The following is a 16177-nucleotide window of genomic DNA, read 5'->3' on the forward strand; positions in this document are numbered from 1 at the left end:
CGTCGCGGCGCATCACGCGACCCTCCCTGACGGGCGGAGGTTATGTTGCGCAGAAGCTGCCGATCCCTCACAAAACGGCCGTCCAGCGCGGGGCCGCAACATAACCAGCGCCGCAACATAATCGGTCCACTTGCCGGCCGCGCCCTTGCCGCTCTCCAGGCCGATGAGGCGCACGAACATCGAGCGGCCGGGCGTGTTGCGCACGTCGCCGACCATCCAGTAGCGGCCTTCGCGATGACCGTTGGACAGATAGTGGCGGCACACCGCCTCGGCATTGCGCGCGAGCCGGCGTGCCAGTTCGGAAGCGTCGAGCCGGGACATCACACCGCCTCCCGCTCGGCGACCCGCTCGATGGGATAGCGGTCCATCACCCTGGCGAGGATCGCGGGACCGCTGGCGTCGGTGGGCACGAACAGGCGCAGCTTCCACGAGATGATCTCGTGGAAGAGGCCGTAGGCCGTGAGCCGCTCGCGCATGGTGTCGGTGAAGCCCGCCAGCTCGATGCGATGGCCGCCCATGACGCGGACGCGGCGAAGCTGAAGACCCTCGGCAAGGTCGATGACGGTGTTGCCGTCGATCAAGGCGGCGAAGGCGTCGTCCGGCGTCAGCGATGGCAGGCCGGCCGCGGTGGCCGTGGCCGCCCAGGCTGGAGAGACCTTGCGGCCGATGATGCGCTCGCCGTCGTCGGTCTGCAGGCGATAGACGCGGGTCGACTCGTTGGGGAGCCGCTTCCAGATCGGCAGCAGCAGGCCGGAGACCATGTGCAAGGTCGAGTCCGTGAACGCGGGGACCTCGGCGAGTTCGGCCGTCCAGGCGGCCGCAAAGCTCGCCTCGTCGGCATCCTGCCAGTGGCTCTCCGCCATCGCGCGGACGGGCACGTTCGGTGCTTCCATCGGCCGGATCAGGCGGACGCGGTACTCGACCTCGCCGTCGTCGAGCATGACGGACGGGGCATGGACCTGGACGGCGGCGCGGCCGGACCGCGCATTGACGAGAAGGCGCGCGCCGCGTTCGCGCAACCTGCTCAAGGCTTCGCCGAGCGTGAGGGGCCGGTTCTGCTGGCGCTGCGCGATGGTGAGGAGCCGTGTCTCGGCGCCGGTGCCGGGATGGGTATAGATCGTCTGCCGGCCGGTGACGACGAAGCTATCTGCCCACAGCGTCTCCAGCCTGACATCGTAGGTGCCGGCGGCAATGGCGCCGTCGATGCGGGCGTTGAGGAGCTGCTCGAATGCCGTGAAGAGCACGCCCTGGAGCTCGATGGTCAGCGCGAGCATGCGGTTGAGGAAGATGCTGATGCCCGGCAACCGGTCCTTGAGCCCGTTCGCATCGGTGAGCGTGAGGCCGGTGGCCGCCTCGAACCGTTCGAGCGAGCAGCCCTCGATCCTGCCGCGGGCGAGCAGATGATGGAGATGGCGCAAGGCGTCGCGCGCATAGTGGGACTCCAGATTGTCCTCCGGCCGGAACAGGCCCTGGCCGGCGGTCTCGCGCTGGCCGCGCGTGATCGCGCCGAGGGTATCGAGCCGGCGCGCGATCGTGCTGAGGAAGCGCTTCTCGGCCTTGACGTTCGTCGCGACCGGCCTGAACAGCGGCGGCTGCTTCTGATTGGTCCGGTGCGTGCGGCCGAGCCCTTGGATGGCGGTATCCGCCTTCCAGCCGGGCTCGAGCAGGTAGTGCACCCGCAGCCGCGTGTTCCTCGCGGAAAGCTCGGCGTGGTAGCTGCGCCCGGTGCCGCCCGCGTCGGAGAAGACCAGGATGCGCTTCTGGTCGTCCATGAAGGCCTGCGCCTCGGCGAGGTTGGCGGACGCGGCTCGGGTCTCGACGACAAGGCGGTCGCTCCTGGCCGCGCCGCTGGACCTGCGGACAATGCGACGCGAACGGCCGGTCACCTCGGCGACGGTGTCGGTGCCGAAATGCTGCACGAGCTGGTCAAGCGCGCCGGGAACGGGTGGCAGGCTTGCGAGCTTCGCGATCAGAGCATCACGACGGGCAACCGCCTCGCGGCTCTCGACCGGCTGTCCGTCGCGATAGACCGGACGCGACGACAGCTTGCCCTCGCTGTCGGTGTAAGGCTCGTAGAGCTGGACCGGGAAGGAATGGGCGAGATAGTCGAGGACGTATTCGCGCGGCGTGATGTCGACGCGGACGTCGTTCCATTCCTCGGTCGGCAGCTCGGCGAGGCGGCGCTCCATCAGGGCCTCGCTCGTCGAGACGATCTGGACGACGGCGGCATGGCCTTCCTCGAGATCGCGCTCGATCGCGCGGATCAGGGTCGCCGTCTTCATGCTGGTGAGCAGGTGGCCGAAGAAGCGCTGCTTCGCGCTCTCGAACGCCGATCGCGCGGCCGCCTTGGCCTGGCGGTTCAGCGTGCCCGATCCGCCCTCGCTGCCGCCTGTGATGTTGGCCGCCTGCATGGCGGCGTCGAGGTTGTTGTGGATGATCGCGAAGGCGTCGGCGTAGGCGTCATAGATGCGGGTCTGCTCAGGCGTCAGCGCGTGCTCGACCGGCTCGTATTCGACGCCGTCGAAGGAGAGTGAACGGGACGTGTACAGCCCGAGCGCGCGCAGGTCGCGGGCAAGCACTTCCATGGCCGCGACACCGCCGGCTTCGATCGCCTCCACGAACTCAGCGCGCGTCGAGAACGGGAAATCCTCGCTGCCCCAGAGGCCAAGGCGTTGCGCATAAGCGAGATTGTGCACGGTGGTCGCGCCGGTGGCGGAGACGTAGACGACGCGTGCGTCCGGCAGCGCGTGCTGGAGCCGCAGGCCCGCGCGGCCCTGCTGTGAGGGCTCCCGATCGCCGCGTTCGCTCCTGGCGCCGACCGCATTCTGCATGGCGTGCGCTTCGTCGAAAATGATCACTCCGTGGAAGTCGGAGCCCAACCATTCGACGATCTGCTTGACGCGGGAAAGCCTTTCGCCGCGCTCGTCGGAGCGCAGCGTGGCATAGGTTAGAAATAGGATGCCTTCCCGCAGCGTGATCGGCTTGCCCTGCGGGAAGCGGGAGAGCGGCGTGATGAGGAGGCGCTCCATGCCGAGCGCGGACCAGTCGCGCTGCGCATCCTCGATCAGCTTGTCGCTTTTCGAGATCCACACCGCCTTGCGACGGCCCCGCAGCCAGTTGTCGAGGATGATGCCGGCGGCCTCACGCCCTTTGCCGACCCCGGTGCCGTCGCCAATCATGAAGCCGCGCCGGAAGCGAACCGCACCCTTGGTGTCCTCGGCCGCGGCGGTCACGACGTCGAGCGTTTCGTCCACCGTCCAGGCGCCGGCGAGATAGCCGGAATGCGCCTCGCCGGCATAGATCACGGTTTCGAGCTGGGCGCCCGAGAGCAGGTTCAGGATGTTCGCCGGCAGGCGCGGACAATAGCCCGGCTTGGGCGGCGCGACGGATGCCATCGCAGCCGATTGCACGAGCTGTGTGGGATGGTCCTGAGCGCCGGGAATCCGGATGCTCTGGAGCGCATAGTCCTCGTAGATGGAATCGGAGAGACGCGCACCCTGCGGCGGCGTCCAGTCGACGGTCTCGTAGGCGAGCTCGATGCCTTCGGGCTCGGCCGCCATCGCTGGCCGCGCTGCGGCTTGTGCGGTACGGGCGACGTAGCCGCGAACGGTGCGCGGCGTGGTGACAATGGGCACCGCCACGCAGGCATCCACCGGCAGCCGTGCCGGAACGTGCTCTGTGACCCAGGCCAGCAGCGTGGCAGCGTTCGGTGCGACACCGGGCGCGGCTGGGAAGACGGTGGGATTGTCGGCCGGGCGCTTGTCGATCACGGTCAGCCGCGTCGGGAAGGTCGTGCCGTGCCTGGCGTAGACGCGGCCGTCGATGGCGGCGGAGAAGACGACACGGCCGCGCTCCTGAAGCCGGACATAGGCGTCGCGCCAGGCCGGAGCGTCCGGCGCGAATTTGGCGCCGGTGATCGCGACCAGGCGGCCGCCGTCGGCGAGCCGCGCCAGCGCCGAGGCGATGTGCCGGTAGGCGGCATCCGTCATGCGCCCTTGCACGTTGGCCATCACCGAGAAGGGCGGGTTCATGATCACGACGCTCGGCACGATGGTGGCGTCGAGGTGGTCGTGAATCTGTGCGGCGTCATGCCGGCTCACGGCGATGTCCGGAAAGAGGAGGGAGAGGAGGCCGGCGCGGGTCTCCGCCAGCTCGTTGAGGACGAGCGTTCCGTCCGCGATCTCGGCGAGGATGGCGAGCAGGCCGGTACCGGCCGAAGGCTCGAGCACGCGGTCGGCTGGCGTGACCGCCGCGGCCGTCGCGACCGCGAGCCCGAGTGGCATCGGTGTCGAGAACTGCTGGAGGGTCTCGCTCTCGATCGAGCGGCGTGTGTGCGTCGGCAGGAGCCCGACGATCTTGTCCAGCATGGGGAGGGCCAGGGCCGGAGAACCGGCCTTGCGCAAAAGCGCCTTTCCGTATTTGCGGAGAAACAGGACGGTCGCGGCCTCGCAGGCGTCGTAGGCCGATTTCCAGTCCCAGGCGCCGGACGTGTCGGAGCCGCCGAAGGCCTGCTCCATCGCAGCGCGAAGGGTTGCCGCGTCGACCTGACGGCCCTGTTCGAGATGCGGAAGGAGATGGTGCGCGGCTGCGCCGATGCAGCGAGCGATATCGGAGGGAGACGCAAGCGGCGACGCCGCGACCGCGGGCGCGGCCGCGAGAGCGGTGGACGGGGTCATGTCGGTGAACCTCGGGAGAGCGGAGACGGGCGAGCCGGCCGGCGCTCTCTCTGGACCGCTCCGGCTCAAACCCGTCCCGGCTAGGCTCTCCCTCTCGTCACGCCGCCGCCTTCACCGCGCGCCGCCACGCACGCGAGGATCAGGGAGCCGGTTCGTCCGGCAGGGTTACCGAAGGAGGAACGTAGGCGTCGAAGGGGTTGCCGTCGGCGAGATGGCCGAACGGCGTGAACACGAAATCCGTGCCGTCGCGCCCCACGGCACAGATACAGATGACGTAGTGCGCCTCGCCGGTGATGGCGTCGGCGCATTCCATGAGCGCGAGGTTGCCGTCCGCCGCAGCACGGAGCAGCGTCGTGAAATTGGCGCGCGCGTGATCGGGGATGCTCATTGCGCACCTCGCTTTCCCAGCCGGGCGGACAAGGTGCGGTCGAGCCAGCCATTGGTCGCGATCCACGCGACGGTTTTGCGGCGGCCGAGATCGAGCACATGCGCGCCGCCGCCGAAGGCGTTCACGCGCGGGCGCGAGCAGGTGTTCGCCCATTGGAAACCCCAGCGCCCGGAGAGGCCGAATTCCTCGGCGCAGCGGAGCACGAATTCGATGACGGCCTGCGGATCGCCGGTCGTGTCATCGCGAATCCAGAGCTGCGTTCCGCCATGCTCGGGCTGGATGGAAAGAAGAAACGCCTCGGATGGCGGGTCCTCGGCGGTGTTCTCCTCCATCATGCGATTGTAGAGATCGAGCGCACGCGCGGCGTTCTCCGGCGTGCGGACATCGAGAAGGCAGGAGAAGTGCGTGAAGAAGTCGGCCATGTCAGGCTCCTGAAACGACGAAGCCCGGCGCGATGGCCGGGCTGGTTGAAGGACGGGATGGCGATTGTCGGCGTCAGAGCCGGAATTCAGCGACGAGGCGCTGCGCGTTGGAGTGATGCGCCAGCATCTCGCGGTAGAAGCGCCTGCGGGCCTCCCGCTTTGCCGGATCACGCCGCGCGGACCGTGTGAGCTTGCGCCGCGCGGCGCGAATCACCGTGCGGTCGCTGTCCCAGACGGTGACGCCGAGGCGGAGATAGGTGCCGTGCATCTCAGCCTCCGTCCGCCTGCTTCGCCGCTCGCAGGGCGGCGAGCGCCGCGCGGAATTCCGCCGCGCCGACTTCCTCCGACAAGTCGATGTTGGCGGCGACGGACACGCATGCGCTGTGAATGTCAGCGTCCGGCACGGCGTCCGCGGTCACACCTGCGAATTCCAGATCGGTCTCGATGATCGCGCCAATCTGGTCCCGAACGCGGTCCTCCTGGATCTGCGCGAGGACGTGACGTGGGCGTGGAGCCGTGACGGGTTCGTCGGGATCGCGCGCTCCAGCAAGGATCGCTTCGGCCTTCGCGACCGCGGCGCTCGCCCGTGCGAGCCAGTAGGCATCCGTACGCCGCTGGGAGATCTGGTCCGCAACGACGATCTTGAGGAGGCCGAACAGCACCTCGAAATGCGCGGCCTTCCGCTGAATGGTCTCATCGAAGTGCGACGGGACCGGGACGGCCTCGCCCGAATAGGCGGCGTCAGCGCCGATCCAGATGCCGGTGACGTAAGTTTCGCCGGCGGCCTCGTAGTCGAGCTTGTCGTTGGACCAGTCATCGTCCTCGATGGCCTGGCGGCAGGCCTCGACCGGTGTCGCGGCGTGATAGGTGCGCTGCCGGTAGACCGGCACGCGGTAGGTCGTTTCGACGGTGTAAGCGGGCATGACAGGCTCCTGAAAACGCGAAAGCCCGGCGCGGCGGCCGGGCTGTTGGGGTTGGATGGAGAGAAGGTCGGGCTAGAAGCCGAATTGCCAGGACGGCCAGGGCTGGCCGTCATTGGCGGCCTTCACCGCCTCCTTGAGATAGTCGGCATCCCCCTCCACGACGGTCGGGTGTTCGACGGGCGTTTCGTCGATCACCGTCACGCTGTGGACGAGGCCGTCCTCGACTTCGACATGGACGGGCACGAGATACTGGAAGACGACGCGGCGAGGCGCGCCGGGTCTGGGCTTCGTCATCGGATTGCTCCTGATCGAGAGGCTGGCGGGAGCGGCCGAAGCCGCCCCCGCCAAGGTCGCGTCACTCGGCGGCGATCATCGCCGGGTCGTCGGCATCGGGGTCGCCATCATCCGGCTGCTCGTCCTCATCATCCACGAGGAATGCCGGCAGCGCTTCTTCACCTTCACCTCCGCTTGCATCGACCGAGGTCGTCACACCGGGATCGGCGGAACGCAGCGGCTCCGGCAGCCAGCCGGTGTCGGCGAGCAGGCGCTCGGCCTCCCTCGCCATCTCCGGCTTCTTGAGGTGGTCGATGAGCTGCGCCTTCTCCTCGCCGAGGGCTTCGCGAACGGCTTCGACGATCCGGCTCTTCGTCACACGGCCAAGATAGTTCGCCACCGTCGGCCGCCATCCGGCCTCCACCATGTCGAGACCGGTGGCGCGCGCCAGCCGATCGGCATTACGCATGCGCCGGTCGAGACCGTGCTGCGTGACGCCATAGCCGCTATGGGGATTCGGACGCTCGTAGAGCGCGTTGATCCCGTAGCTGACGCAATGGGCGAGCAGCGCGAGGCGGCTCGCATCGTCGAGCGCTGCGATCCAGTCCCAGAGCCGATCGTCGTCATCGAGCGGCATGTCGGCTTTCCAGGCCTCCACGCGGGCCTCGATGGCCTTGGCGGAGGCGCTGTCCTTCAGGTCGGTGGCCTGGACGGGGAAGTGGACCTCCCGGACCGACGCCTCAACGGCGGAGCCGTGCACGTTGCGCCTGAAGGCGTCGAGCACCAGCTTGTGCAGGAGCGCCGTCAAAGCGACCTGCGGGTGATTAGCCACCGCGTCGCGCAGCGCCAGCGTGCGATGGGCGGTGAGCTCGATCACCAGCCGCTCGGGCAGCGGCTTGACGGCATCGCCCTCGTCGTCCTCTTCGGCGCCGGTGGTATGGCCGCCGATGGTGATGACAGCGCGCTGAGCGGACGGCGTCGCGGGAGCATCGTCCCCGCCGGGTTCTCCATCGCTATTGGCGCTACTGCCATCGACGGCGACAGGCGCTTCGTCCTCGGGCGGCACATAGCCGCGATCGACCACGATCTCGCCGTTGCGGTCCACACTGACGAAGACGCCGGCGCGGGTGATGTCGGCGGGGTCGAAGATAATGGGACGCTTCTCGAAGGCTTCGAGCGCCTCCTCGATCTCCCCGAGGCGCTGATCGATCTCGTCCGGCAGCTCGTCGGCGCCGTCATACTCCGCCTCGAGCCGGTCGTACTCGGCGCGCAGCGCCTCGCGTTCGGCCCGCTCCTCGTCGGTGAGATCGACGAACGTGCCGGTGATCTGGCGCAGGCCGTGGTCGTAGCCATACGGCAGGTCTAGGTCGACCTTGATCCACTTCCAGCCTTCGGCGGCGATGTCGTCCGCGACCGTCTTGAGCTTCTCGCTGACCAGGCGGTGAAGGAGTGCCGGGTCGGCGAGCCAGCCGCCGTCATCCTCCTCGAACAGGTCGCGCATGACCGTGCCGCCGGCCGCGACATAGGCGTCGATGCCGACGAAGCGCACGCGCTTGTCGGAAGCGGGGATCGTGGACTCGGTCAGCAACTGGCGGATATGCCAGGGCTGCCGATTGTACGAATGCTGCACAGCCTCCCACACCTGCTCCTGGCGCTGGTGGTCCGGGTTGACTGTGAAGGCCATCAGCATGTCGAGCGTCATGCACTCCTCGGCATAGGCGTCGCGCAGCACGGGTGAGACCGCGTTCAGCCGAAGCCGTTGCTTCACGACCTGGACCGTCGTGAGATAGGCTGCGGCGATCTCCTCCTCGGTCATGCCCTTGTCGAGCATGTCCTGGAAGGCGCGGAACTGGTCGACGGGATGAAGTCCGGCGCGCAGCAGGTTCTCGGCGAGGGAGTCGTCCTCGGCGAGGATTGTGGTGTCGGACTTGCGCACGATGCAGGGCACGAGCCCGTCCTTGGGGAAGCGCTTGGCCTTGACCAGGCGCTCGATGGCGCGATAGCGGCGGCCGCCGGCCGGCACCTCGAACATGCCTGTCTCGTTGCCCTCCGCGTCGAGGATGGCGCGCACGTTGAGGCCCTGCACGAGGTCCTCGCGCCGGTCGATGTCGTGGATCAGCGCGTCGAGCTCGGCCTCCGGCCGGGTGCGCCGGACGTTGGACTCGGAGAGCACGAGCTTGTTGAAGGGAATGTCGCGCGAGCGCGAGAAGACGATCTTCCTGGCAGCCTTTGCCATGTCGGGATACTCCGCGACGGGCGCCGAGAGCCTCTCTCTCGGTCTCCAAACCCGTCACGAAGCGAAGCGCCGCCCTCTCACTCTGAGGGGCGGCGGCTCCTCCCGGCGATCCGGGGCGCAAAACCGGAGATGCGCAAACGCTCATCTCCGGTTCCGCGAAGTTCAGGATGGGCGTCACGCGCCGTCACGTCGAGGCGAAGCCGCTCGGTAGAGGATGCGCTCGGCCGCCCGGATGCTTCCCGCCTCGCGGGCGGCCTCCGCCCAGACCGAGATCGGAAAGTCGCCGGTGAAGAGAATGTCGCGCTCGATCCTCATGCCGAAGGGCAGGACGATCGATGCCAGTTCCTCGAGCGAGAAGCTGCCCAGTTCGGGATAGCCGAGATCGGCGAGGCCGAAGGGGGTGTCGCCGTCCGCGTTCCGTTCGGTCGCGAGCCAGACGCCTTCGCCCAGCGGGTTGAAGAACTTGACGACGGGCACATGGTCGGCGCCGCGTTCAAGGCCATTGGCGAGCAGGCGCTCGCGCAGGTCGTCGGTCAGGAGGATCATGCTGCCCTCCTGTCGTTCGCGGGTTCGCCGGCGATGTCCGTTTCGGGGAGGAACGCCAGCAGCCAATTGGCCGCCTTGCTCGCCTGCGACGCGGCGCGGACGATGGCGCGATTGTCTTCGCGCAGCACGTCCAGCCACGAGCCGATGTAATCGGCGTGGCGCACCGTCGGAGTGATGCCGAGCGAGGCGCAGCAAAAGGCCGCGTTCATCTCGGCGACGAGTTCCTCAAAGGCGTACTTCTTGGAGCCGAAGGAGCCGGTGAGGTCGCGGCCGAGACGGGACGAATGGCCCGTCGCATGGCCGAGCTCATGCAGGGCCGTGCGATGCCAGTTGATCGTCTCGAAATACGCCTGAGGCGGCGGCACCTGAACGGAGTCGTGCGCCGGCACGTAGAAGGCGCGATCGCCGCCGATGCGGAAGTCGATACCCGTCGCCTTGATCAGCGCCTCGACGCGCGGCTCGATCAGGCCGGGCTCCGGCGCAGGCGGCGCGACGGCAAGGCCGTCGGGCAGATCCTCGCACTGCGCGACGTTGAACACGGTGAAGCGCTTCAGGAACGGAATCGCCTGCGCTTCCTCGCCGGTCTCCTGCGCGCGCTTCTTTTCGTCGTCGGGGATGAAGCGGTCGGCGTAGACGACGGTGGTGCCGCGCTCGCCCTTGCGGACATGGCCGCCGAGGGACAGCGCCTGGCGGAAGGTTAGCCAGCTTTGCACCGGAAAGCCGTGCTCGATGACCGCGCCCCAGAGGATCAGCACATTGATCCCGGAATAGGCGCGGCCGGTGGCGGCATTCGCCGGCATGGCGACCGGCGCTTTCGCAGCGGCCGTTCCCCAGGGTTGGACCCAGGGCACGCGGCCGGCCTCCAGCTCGGCGATAATCTTGTTGGTGATGTCGTCGTAAAGGCTCGCCCGGTTGGTCCCGGCGCGAGCGTTGCGGCCATGTCTGGACATCGCGGTTCTCCGCGACGGGCGCCGGAGGCCTCTCCTCCAGCCCTCAACCCGTCACGGCAAACCCGGTCCGCACTCTCACTTTCCTTATGGGGGCGTTGCGGGGTCTCCCCGCTAGAAGGGGTCGGCCCGAGACCGCGGCTCGGCCGCAGGGGAAGGCCTTCACCGCCTGGCCATGCAATGCGCGCTGATCGCCAATTACTGGGCTGGATCGGCTACGCTGGCCTTGTGCCGAGCCATGGTCCTGCCGGGCGCCGGAGCGATGTATCGCCGTTAGGCTGAATGACGGGCTCACGAGGATGCGTTGGCCGCTGCATCGAGCTGATGCATCGAGTCAAGAATAAGGTCGAAGCTGGGGGGCTCGTCAAAAATCATCGCGGCGGTTTTAGCGTAGTCACGGCGAAGCGCGTCAATCATGCCCTCGACAGGGGCAATCGCGAATGTGCCGGGCTGCGCTGACGCAAGATCGAAGTCCGGCCGGTCGAAGAACATGCGCGCGTGGCGCAGGCAGTCGCGTGCAAGCTCCAGGTCGCCCAACGCGTCCTTCCCTGCTTGCGACGCGAGCAGCTGGTGCAGGTCGTAATAATGGCGCGAAATACGCTGGCCTTCCTGGCGCAGCACGCCGCGCCGCTCATACCATCGCCGCAGGCCGTGCGCGATCACCACCTTGTCCCAGAAGGTTCGGCCTGGCTCGATGGTCGTGACGTTGGGGACCGAAAGGTCCAGGTCGGGAGTTTCGTCGGCAATGTATGGCCTGATCAGGACCGGACGGTTGGGATCGAGCGCTGACTTCGCACCTGACTCGATCCGCACGGCCGGGCGCACATAGCCGTCGTCGCGCGGTTCAACCTCGGGATACCAGAGAAGCAAAGTCTGCCCCTCGGAATCGGCCTGATCGATCTCCACGCGCCCGGCTCCGCCCGTGGCCTCGGCCAGGAGCCCGGCGAGGCTCTCCCGAAGCGGACCGGTGACAAAAGCGCGGCAGGCGTCACGGATGGCGTCAAGCCTGGCGCGGCGCTTCTTGCCGGAGAGCGCCTCCAGTTCCTCGGCGGTTGCCGCTTGTTCGAGATCGTCACGGAAGACCGTAACGTCGATGTCCTCTGAAAACCGGTTGATGAGGCCATAGGCTTTGGACAGCGAGGTGCCGCCTTTGAAGAGAAGGCGCGGCCGGTCTGCGGGGAGGCGGTGATAGAGCGCGTCGAGCGTCCAGCAGACCCAGAAGTCCTTTTCGATGTTGCCGATCGGTGCGCCGAGCCGATTGGCAGTGGAGAGGAACAGATCGAGGCGGTCGCGCGCCGGGGCTCGGATGACCGCTGCATAAGCCTCGGCGGTCATGTCTTCGCGCCCTCGCCGACGATCAGCGGACGCAGGAACTCCTGCATCCAGATGGGCAGAGCCGAGAGCCCTTCGCGCAGATCATCGTGAATGCCCTGGCCGTGGTCCGGATCGGCGAGCAGTCGGCGCAGAATCTCGGTGACACGGGCGCGTTCGTCGTTCTCCTTCAGCACGTCCTGAAGCCAGTGCAGAGCCTGGACGACGCGCATCGCCGGCCGGCCGGCCCAGTAGAGCCGGCTTGCTGCGGCTGCCTTGAAGTGGATTTCCTGGTTGCCGAGCTTGATGGGCTTTAGTCGGGCATCGACCAGGACCTCGATGCGGGCGGGCACGGCGGTGGTCAGACCGAGATCGTTGGCAGCCGTCATGCCGTCCACGACGAAGCGGGCCTTGTCGCGCCGGGCGACGGCGCGGATGACGGCGCGATAGTCCGGCACGGTGGGACGGCCGGTCAGGCTGTTGACGCTCGGACGATCATAGAGGCCGCGATCGATTCGCCGGAGCTCGCCTGCAGCCGCCAAGCGCTGCAGCGATTTATCGACGGCGCCGCGGCCGGCGAGATCGGCGAAATCGCTGGGCGTCCACACCTCGCCCGGCTGTTCGGCGATGCGGGCGAGCAAGCGGCTGCGGAGGTCGGAACCCGGCTGGTGAGCATCGGTCATGTCCGAAATATGCCGCATGTTTCGGACGATGAGAAGCGTCCGAAGAATGCTACATTTTTCGGACAACCCTTTTTAAGGAGGGACATTGCGGAATGCCGGGTTGCCTTCGGCCCCTCCAGATGAGAGCCACCCCTTGACTCCGTCTGATGTAAGATTATCTTACCACGTGTCGGACCAAGGAGGTACTTCATGGATCCCGCCGCACTGAAAGAGAAGCTGATCGCCGTCCTCGGCCAGATTCAGGTCGACAGCGGCCTCGAATGCCCAGCGATGACCGGCGCCACCAAGCCGGTCGAGAACTTGCCGAAGTTCGATAGCAAGGTCTGGCCGGTCGCGACCACGATCCTCGCTACGGAGATCGGTGCGACGATCCCCAATGACGTGAACATCTTCGTCGACGAGACGACCAAGCTCCCGCGCTCGATTGACGAGACCGCTGCCTTCGTCTGCGAGCTGCTCAAGAAGGAAAGCGCGAAAGAAGCGGCGGCGGCATGACTGAACTCGATTCCGGCAAGCGAATGCAGATCGCAGAGCGGCTGAAAGAGGCGCGCAAACTCGCGGGCCTGTCGCAAAGCCATGTAGCGAAGATGCTCGGTCTGCATCGCCCCTCCATCAGTGAGATGGAGGCCGGCAACCGGCGCGTTTCGGCCGACGAGCTCGCCCGGCTTGCCGAGACCTATGACGTCAGCGTCGCCTGGCTCCTCGGCGAAGCGCCCGAGACGCTCGACGCCCAAGACCCGCGGCTCGAGCTCGCAGCGCGCGAACTCTCCAAGCTCAAGCCCGACGATCTGGAACGCCTGCTCAAGTTGCTGGCCGCCATGCGCAGCGATTCCACCGCGAACGGAGGCAATCGCTGATGAACATCATGCGCACCACCACGCCCAGTTTCAATCGCCGCGCCCTGGCAACCCAGGCGATGCAGGCCGCCGCGGCGACGCGGGCAAAGGCGAAGCTCGACCAAGTCGGTCCGATCTGCATTTATGGGCTGTGCGAGACGCTGGGCGTCGCGGTGCGCTTCAACAACATCAACATGGAAGGGATGTACCAGCGCGGCATCCCACCGCGCATCCATCTCTCCGCCCGACGACCGCTGCCGCGGCGCGCCTACAATTGCGCGCACGAGCTCGGCCATCACGTGTTCGGCCATGGGTCGTCGATCGACGAGCTGCGTGAGGACGCGAAGGCGCAGCCCTGGGAGGATCCAAAGGAGTTTCTGGCTGACACCTTCGCCGGCTTTGTCCTCATGCCGATCATCGGACTGCGCCGCGCCTTCTCGGTCCGAGGCTGGACCCCGGAAACGGTGACCCCGGCGCAGATGTTCACCATCGCCTGCGAGTTCGGTGTTGGCTATGCGACGCTCCTGACCCACCTCTCGGCAGGCGTGAATATGCTGTCGCGCGGCCGCGCCGCTGCCTTGCACCGTGTCACGCCCAAGTCGCTTCGCATGCACATTCTCGGCGCACTGACGCCCGAGCCGCTGATCGTCACCGACCGCCATCGCGCTGCGCCCACCCTGGACGCTGAGGTCAAGACGCTGCTCCTGCTGCCGCGCGGAACGGAGGTGGCGGGGGACGGTGGACTCGCCTTCGAACGCGACCTCGAAGGCGGACGCCTGTTTCGGGCAGTGAAACCGGGAATCTTCCAGGCCGCCGCCGGTGACTGGGCCGTCTTCGTGCGCATCGCCCCGATCCAGAAAAACGAGCCCTACGGTTATATCGGTCTCGCGCAATATCGCCATCTGGAGGAGGACCCGGATGAGTAAGGCCAAGATGCTCGCGGCGCCGCCCCCGATGGTGATCGATGACACCAATCTCTCGCGCGCTTGGGCGCGACTGCTGTTGCAGGTCCTCAACGGAGCCGGAACCGAGGTTGCTCCTTTGATTCTGAGCCTTAGTGGCTTCACAGAGAACGGCGCCGCCATCGAAGATCCAGCCGTGCGCCAGGCCCTCGATCGGCTCCTCAAGCGCAAGGGGCGACTCGTGGTCGACGACGTCGCGTTCACGATCTTCCCGCAGCGCCTCTGGGAGATGTCGCGCGGTGACCGGTCCCGCCTTTTCATCCTTTATCGCGCGACATTCCCGCGCTGGCAGGCCATGAACCGCAAAGCCAATGGCCGCGGCCTGTATTTCGAGCGCATGGTCATGTATGGGCGCGGCCCGCACGACGGCAATCAACTGGAGTGGATTTTGTCTCAATTTAGTTCGCGGACGGGCGTGCGCCGCTCGATGCTGCAGGCCACCACCTTCGATCCGGCTCGTGACCATGTCGCGAGCGCGCAGTTGGGCTTTCCGTGCCTCCAGCAGGTGAGCTTCGAGCCGACTGCAGCCGGACTCGTCACCAACGCCTTCTACGCCACCCAGCAAATCTTTGATAAAGCCTATGGCAATTATCTCGGCTTGGCCCAACTCGGAGCCTTCATGGCCCGTGAGATGGGCATGCCGCTGGCGCGCCTAAACGTCATGGTGGGGATCGCTAAGCTCGAGCGGATCACCAAGAGCGACGCGGATTTTGCTCCGCTCGTCGCCGCCGCGCAGGCCCTCGCGGCGCCGCCCGCCGCGCCGTCGGCGCGGCCCGCCATCGCTCCTGCGACAGCAGGAGCGATGCTTTGAGTTCGAGGTCGCCCAAAGTCCCCACAAAACGTCCGCGCGGTCGCCCTCCCAAGTCTCGTCCGACCGCAGCCAATGCATCCCTGCCTATGGAACTGCCAGTCGCCGTTCGGCCGGCGGCAGCGTCGACGGCGCTTACGCCGATCGTGCTGCGGCACCTTGCGCCGGCCAAAGCGTCAGAGGTCTATGAGAGCTATTGGCGTTTTGCCGCCGAACGGCAGGCGGTGTTCTTTCGCCGCGTGCGCGGCGAGACGCGTCCCTGGACCAAGAATCCAGTGCTGGCGATCTACAAGTTCACCAACGCCTATCGTGCGTCCGACCGGGTCAGCCAATTTCTTATCCGGCATGTCATCTATCGCGACGACCTCCCAAGGTCACCACACGAAGTGTTCTTTCGCATTCTGCTGTTCAAGCTGTTCAACAAGATCGAGACTTGGGAGCTTCTCGAACGCGCGCTCGGCCCGATCACCTTCGAGGACTATAGCTTCGTTGCCTATGATGCGGTGCTCTCGCGCGCAATGCAGACCGGCCATCGCATCTACTCGGCCGCGTACATTATGCCGCCCGGCAGTCGCGCCTTCGGACGATCGGCCAAGCACCAGAATCATCTGTTGCTGCTCGAACGGATGATGGCGGATCGGCTTGCCGAGCGGCTGACCGAGATCCGCACGATGCAGGATGGTTTCGAGATGCTGCGCGCCTATCCGACGATTGGTGACTTCTTAGCGTACCAATTCATCACCGACATCAATTACAGCGAGCTCACCGATTTCAGCGAAATGGACTTCGTGGTGCCCGGCCCCGGCGCACGCGACGGCCTGCGCAAATGTTTTGTCGATCCGGGCGGCCTGAACGAGCCAGAGCTGATCCGACTGATGGCGGACCTTCAGGAGCAGGAGTTTGAGCGGCTGGGCATCGACTTCCAATCGCTCTGGGGGCGGCGACTGCAGCTGATCGACTGCCAGAACCTGTTCTGCGAGGTCGACAAATATGCGCGCGTGGCGCACCCGCAGATCGCGGGAAAGACCGGCCGTGTCCGCATAAAGCAGAAGTTCGAGCCGACCCCAGAGCCGATCGAGCTCTTCTATCCCCCCAAATGGAAGCTCAACGACAAGATCCGCGTAGACGCGCCACATCGCGCTGCAGCGGGTTGACGCCGAAGGAGG

At 66.7% G+C, this 16177-nt stretch carries 16 protein-coding genes and 1 pseudogene; 5 read left to right on the forward strand and 12 right to left on the reverse strand.

Annotated elements, in window-relative coordinates:
• Positions 1–120: 120 nt before the first annotated feature.
• The 12 genes and pseudogenes from CCR97_RS00555 to CCR97_RS00610 all read right to left on the reverse strand — a co-directional run.
• Positions 121–321, reverse strand: a pseudogene (locus tag CCR97_RS00555) (DNA primase); the annotation flags it as partial.
• A complete protein-coding gene (locus tag CCR97_RS00560; RefSeq protein WP_111355689.1) occupies positions 321–4676 on the reverse strand; it encodes a strawberry notch family protein in 4356 nt (1451 codons plus the stop codon). The gene CCR97_RS00560 and the pseudogene CCR97_RS00555, both read right to left, overlap by 1 nt.
• Positions 4677–4815: 139 nt before the next feature.
• Positions 4816–5064, reverse strand: coding sequence for a DUF6117 family protein (locus tag CCR97_RS00565; RefSeq protein ID WP_012047443.1), 249 nt, complete (start codon positions 5062–5064; stop codon positions 4816–4818).
• Positions 5061–5486: a hypothetical protein gene (locus CCR97_RS00570; RefSeq protein WP_012047442.1), complete on the reverse strand. Its 426-nt coding sequence runs from the start codon at positions 5484–5486 to the stop codon at positions 5061–5063. Before CCR97_RS00570 ends, CCR97_RS00565 begins: the two co-directional genes overlap by 4 nt.
• 73 nt (positions 5487–5559) lie before the next feature.
• On the reverse strand, positions 5560–5754 hold the full coding sequence (locus tag CCR97_RS00575; RefSeq protein ID WP_012047441.1) for a hypothetical protein: 195 nt from the start codon (positions 5752–5754) through the stop codon (positions 5560–5562).
• A gap of 1 nt (position 5755) precedes the next feature.
• Positions 5756–6409 (reverse strand): hypothetical protein, encoded by a 654-nt coding sequence (locus CCR97_RS00580; RefSeq protein WP_111355688.1) that lies wholly within the window; start codon positions 6407–6409, stop codon positions 5756–5758.
• A 72-nt stretch (positions 6410–6481) separates the two neighbouring features.
• Positions 6482–6703, reverse strand: a complete 222-nt coding sequence (locus CCR97_RS00585) for a hypothetical protein (protein WP_012047439.1) — start codon at positions 6701–6703, stop codon at positions 6482–6484.
• Positions 6704–6764: 61 nt separating this feature from the next.
• On the reverse strand, positions 6765–8918 hold the full coding sequence (locus CCR97_RS00590; RefSeq protein WP_111355687.1) for a ParB/RepB/Spo0J family partition protein: 2154 nt from the start codon (positions 8916–8918) through the stop codon (positions 6765–6767).
• Between the two features lie 174 nt (positions 8919–9092).
• Entirely contained in the window at positions 9093–9464 is a 372-nt protein-coding gene (locus CCR97_RS00595; RefSeq protein ID WP_111355686.1) for a DUF2958 domain-containing protein, read from the reverse strand.
• Positions 9461–10414, reverse strand: coding sequence for an ArdC family protein (locus CCR97_RS00600; RefSeq protein WP_111355685.1), 954 nt, complete (start codon positions 10412–10414; stop codon positions 9461–9463). Before CCR97_RS00600 ends, CCR97_RS00595 begins: the two co-directional genes overlap by 4 nt.
• Positions 10415–10702: 288 nt before the next feature.
• Positions 10703–11746, reverse strand: coding sequence for a nucleotidyl transferase AbiEii/AbiGii toxin family protein (locus tag CCR97_RS00605; protein WP_111355684.1), 1044 nt, complete (start codon positions 11744–11746; stop codon positions 10703–10705).
• A complete protein-coding gene (locus CCR97_RS00610; RefSeq protein ID WP_111355683.1) occupies positions 11743–12405 on the reverse strand; it encodes a DUF6088 family protein in 663 nt (220 codons plus the stop codon). Before CCR97_RS00610 ends, CCR97_RS00605 begins: the two co-directional genes overlap by 4 nt.
• A gap of 189 nt (positions 12406–12594) precedes the next feature.
• Here CCR97_RS00610 and CCR97_RS00615 point away from each other — a divergent pair, with 189 nt between their 5' ends.
• The 5 genes from CCR97_RS00615 (at position 12595) to CCR97_RS00635 (ending at position 16165) form a co-directional block, all read left to right on the forward strand.
• Positions 12595–12900, forward strand: a complete 306-nt coding sequence (locus tag CCR97_RS00615; RefSeq protein WP_012047432.1) for a hypothetical protein — start codon at positions 12595–12597, stop codon at positions 12898–12900.
• Complete coding sequence (locus tag CCR97_RS00620) at positions 12897–13262, forward strand: helix-turn-helix domain-containing protein (RefSeq protein WP_041751129.1); 366 nt, start codon at positions 12897–12899, stop codon at positions 13260–13262. Before CCR97_RS00615 ends, CCR97_RS00620 begins: the two co-directional genes overlap by 4 nt.
• Positions 13262–14167: an ImmA/IrrE family metallo-endopeptidase gene (locus CCR97_RS00625; RefSeq protein WP_244670188.1), complete on the forward strand. Its 906-nt coding sequence runs from the start codon at positions 13262–13264 to the stop codon at positions 14165–14167. Before CCR97_RS00620 ends, CCR97_RS00625 begins: the two co-directional genes overlap by 1 nt.
• Positions 14160–15014 (forward strand): thymidylate synthase, encoded by an 855-nt coding sequence (locus tag CCR97_RS00630; RefSeq protein ID WP_244424266.1) that lies wholly within the window; start codon positions 14160–14162, stop codon positions 15012–15014. The genes CCR97_RS00625 and CCR97_RS00630 overlap by 8 nt, the downstream gene beginning before the upstream one ends.
• 86 nt (positions 15015–15100) lie before the next feature.
• The gene (locus tag CCR97_RS00635; protein ID WP_049795444.1) at positions 15101–16165 is read left to right on the forward strand and encodes a nucleotide kinase domain-containing protein; all 1065 of its coding nucleotides are present in this window, start codon (positions 15101–15103) and stop codon (positions 16163–16165) included.
• Positions 16166–16177 lie beyond the last annotated feature (12 nt).

The organism is Rhodoplanes elegans, from assembly GCF_016653355.1.
Classification (GTDB): Bacteria; Pseudomonadota; Alphaproteobacteria; order Rhizobiales; family Xanthobacteraceae; genus Rhodoplanes; species Rhodoplanes elegans.

What these genes read in the sequence shown, in the direction of transcription:
- CCR97_RS00560 (WP_111355689.1), bottom strand. Translation starts at nt 4,676, where the DNA reads ATGACCCCGTCCACCGCTCTCGCGGCCGCGCCCGCGGTCGCGGCGTCG.
- CCR97_RS00565 (WP_012047443.1), bottom strand. Translation starts at nt 5,064, where the DNA reads ATGAGCATCCCCGATCACGCGCGCGCCAATTTCACGACGCTGCTCCGT.
- CCR97_RS00570 (WP_012047442.1), bottom strand. Translation starts at nt 5,486, where the DNA reads ATGGCCGACTTCTTCACGCACTTCTCCTGCCTTCTCGATGTCCGCACG.
- CCR97_RS00575 (WP_012047441.1), bottom strand. Translation starts at nt 5,754, where the DNA reads ATGCACGGCACCTATCTCCGCCTCGGCGTCACCGTCTGGGACAGCGAC.
- CCR97_RS00580 (WP_111355688.1), bottom strand. Translation starts at nt 6,409, where the DNA reads ATGCCCGCTTACACCGTCGAAACGACCTACCGCGTGCCGGTCTACCGG.
- CCR97_RS00585 (WP_012047439.1), bottom strand. Translation starts at nt 6,703, where the DNA reads ATGACGAAGCCCAGACCCGGCGCGCCTCGCCGCGTCGTCTTCCAGTAT.
- CCR97_RS00590 (WP_111355687.1), bottom strand. Translation starts at nt 8,918, where the DNA reads ATGGCAAAGGCTGCCAGGAAGATCGTCTTCTCGCGCTCGCGCGACATT.
- CCR97_RS00595 (WP_111355686.1), bottom strand. Translation starts at nt 9,464, where the DNA reads ATGATCCTCCTGACCGACGACCTGCGCGAGCGCCTGCTCGCCAATGGC.
- CCR97_RS00600 (WP_111355685.1), bottom strand. Translation starts at nt 10,414, where the DNA reads ATGTCCAGACATGGCCGCAACGCTCGCGCCGGGACCAACCGGGCGAGC.
- CCR97_RS00605 (WP_111355684.1), bottom strand. Translation starts at nt 11,746, where the DNA reads ATGACCGCCGAGGCTTATGCAGCGGTCATCCGAGCCCCGGCGCGCGAC.
- CCR97_RS00610 (WP_111355683.1), bottom strand. Translation starts at nt 12,405, where the DNA reads ATGACCGATGCTCACCAGCCGGGTTCCGACCTCCGCAGCCGCTTGCTC.
- CCR97_RS00615 (WP_012047432.1), top strand. Translation starts at nt 12,595, where the DNA reads ATGGATCCCGCCGCACTGAAAGAGAAGCTGATCGCCGTCCTCGGCCAG.
- CCR97_RS00620 (WP_041751129.1), top strand. Translation starts at nt 12,897, where the DNA reads ATGACTGAACTCGATTCCGGCAAGCGAATGCAGATCGCAGAGCGGCTG.
- CCR97_RS00625 (WP_244670188.1), top strand. Translation starts at nt 13,262, where the DNA reads ATGAACATCATGCGCACCACCACGCCCAGTTTCAATCGCCGCGCCCTG.
- CCR97_RS00630 (WP_244424266.1), top strand. Translation starts at nt 14,160, where the DNA reads ATGAGTAAGGCCAAGATGCTCGCGGCGCCGCCCCCGATGGTGATCGAT.
- CCR97_RS00635 (WP_049795444.1), top strand. Translation starts at nt 15,101, where the DNA reads ATGGAACTGCCAGTCGCCGTTCGGCCGGCGGCAGCGTCGACGGCGCTT.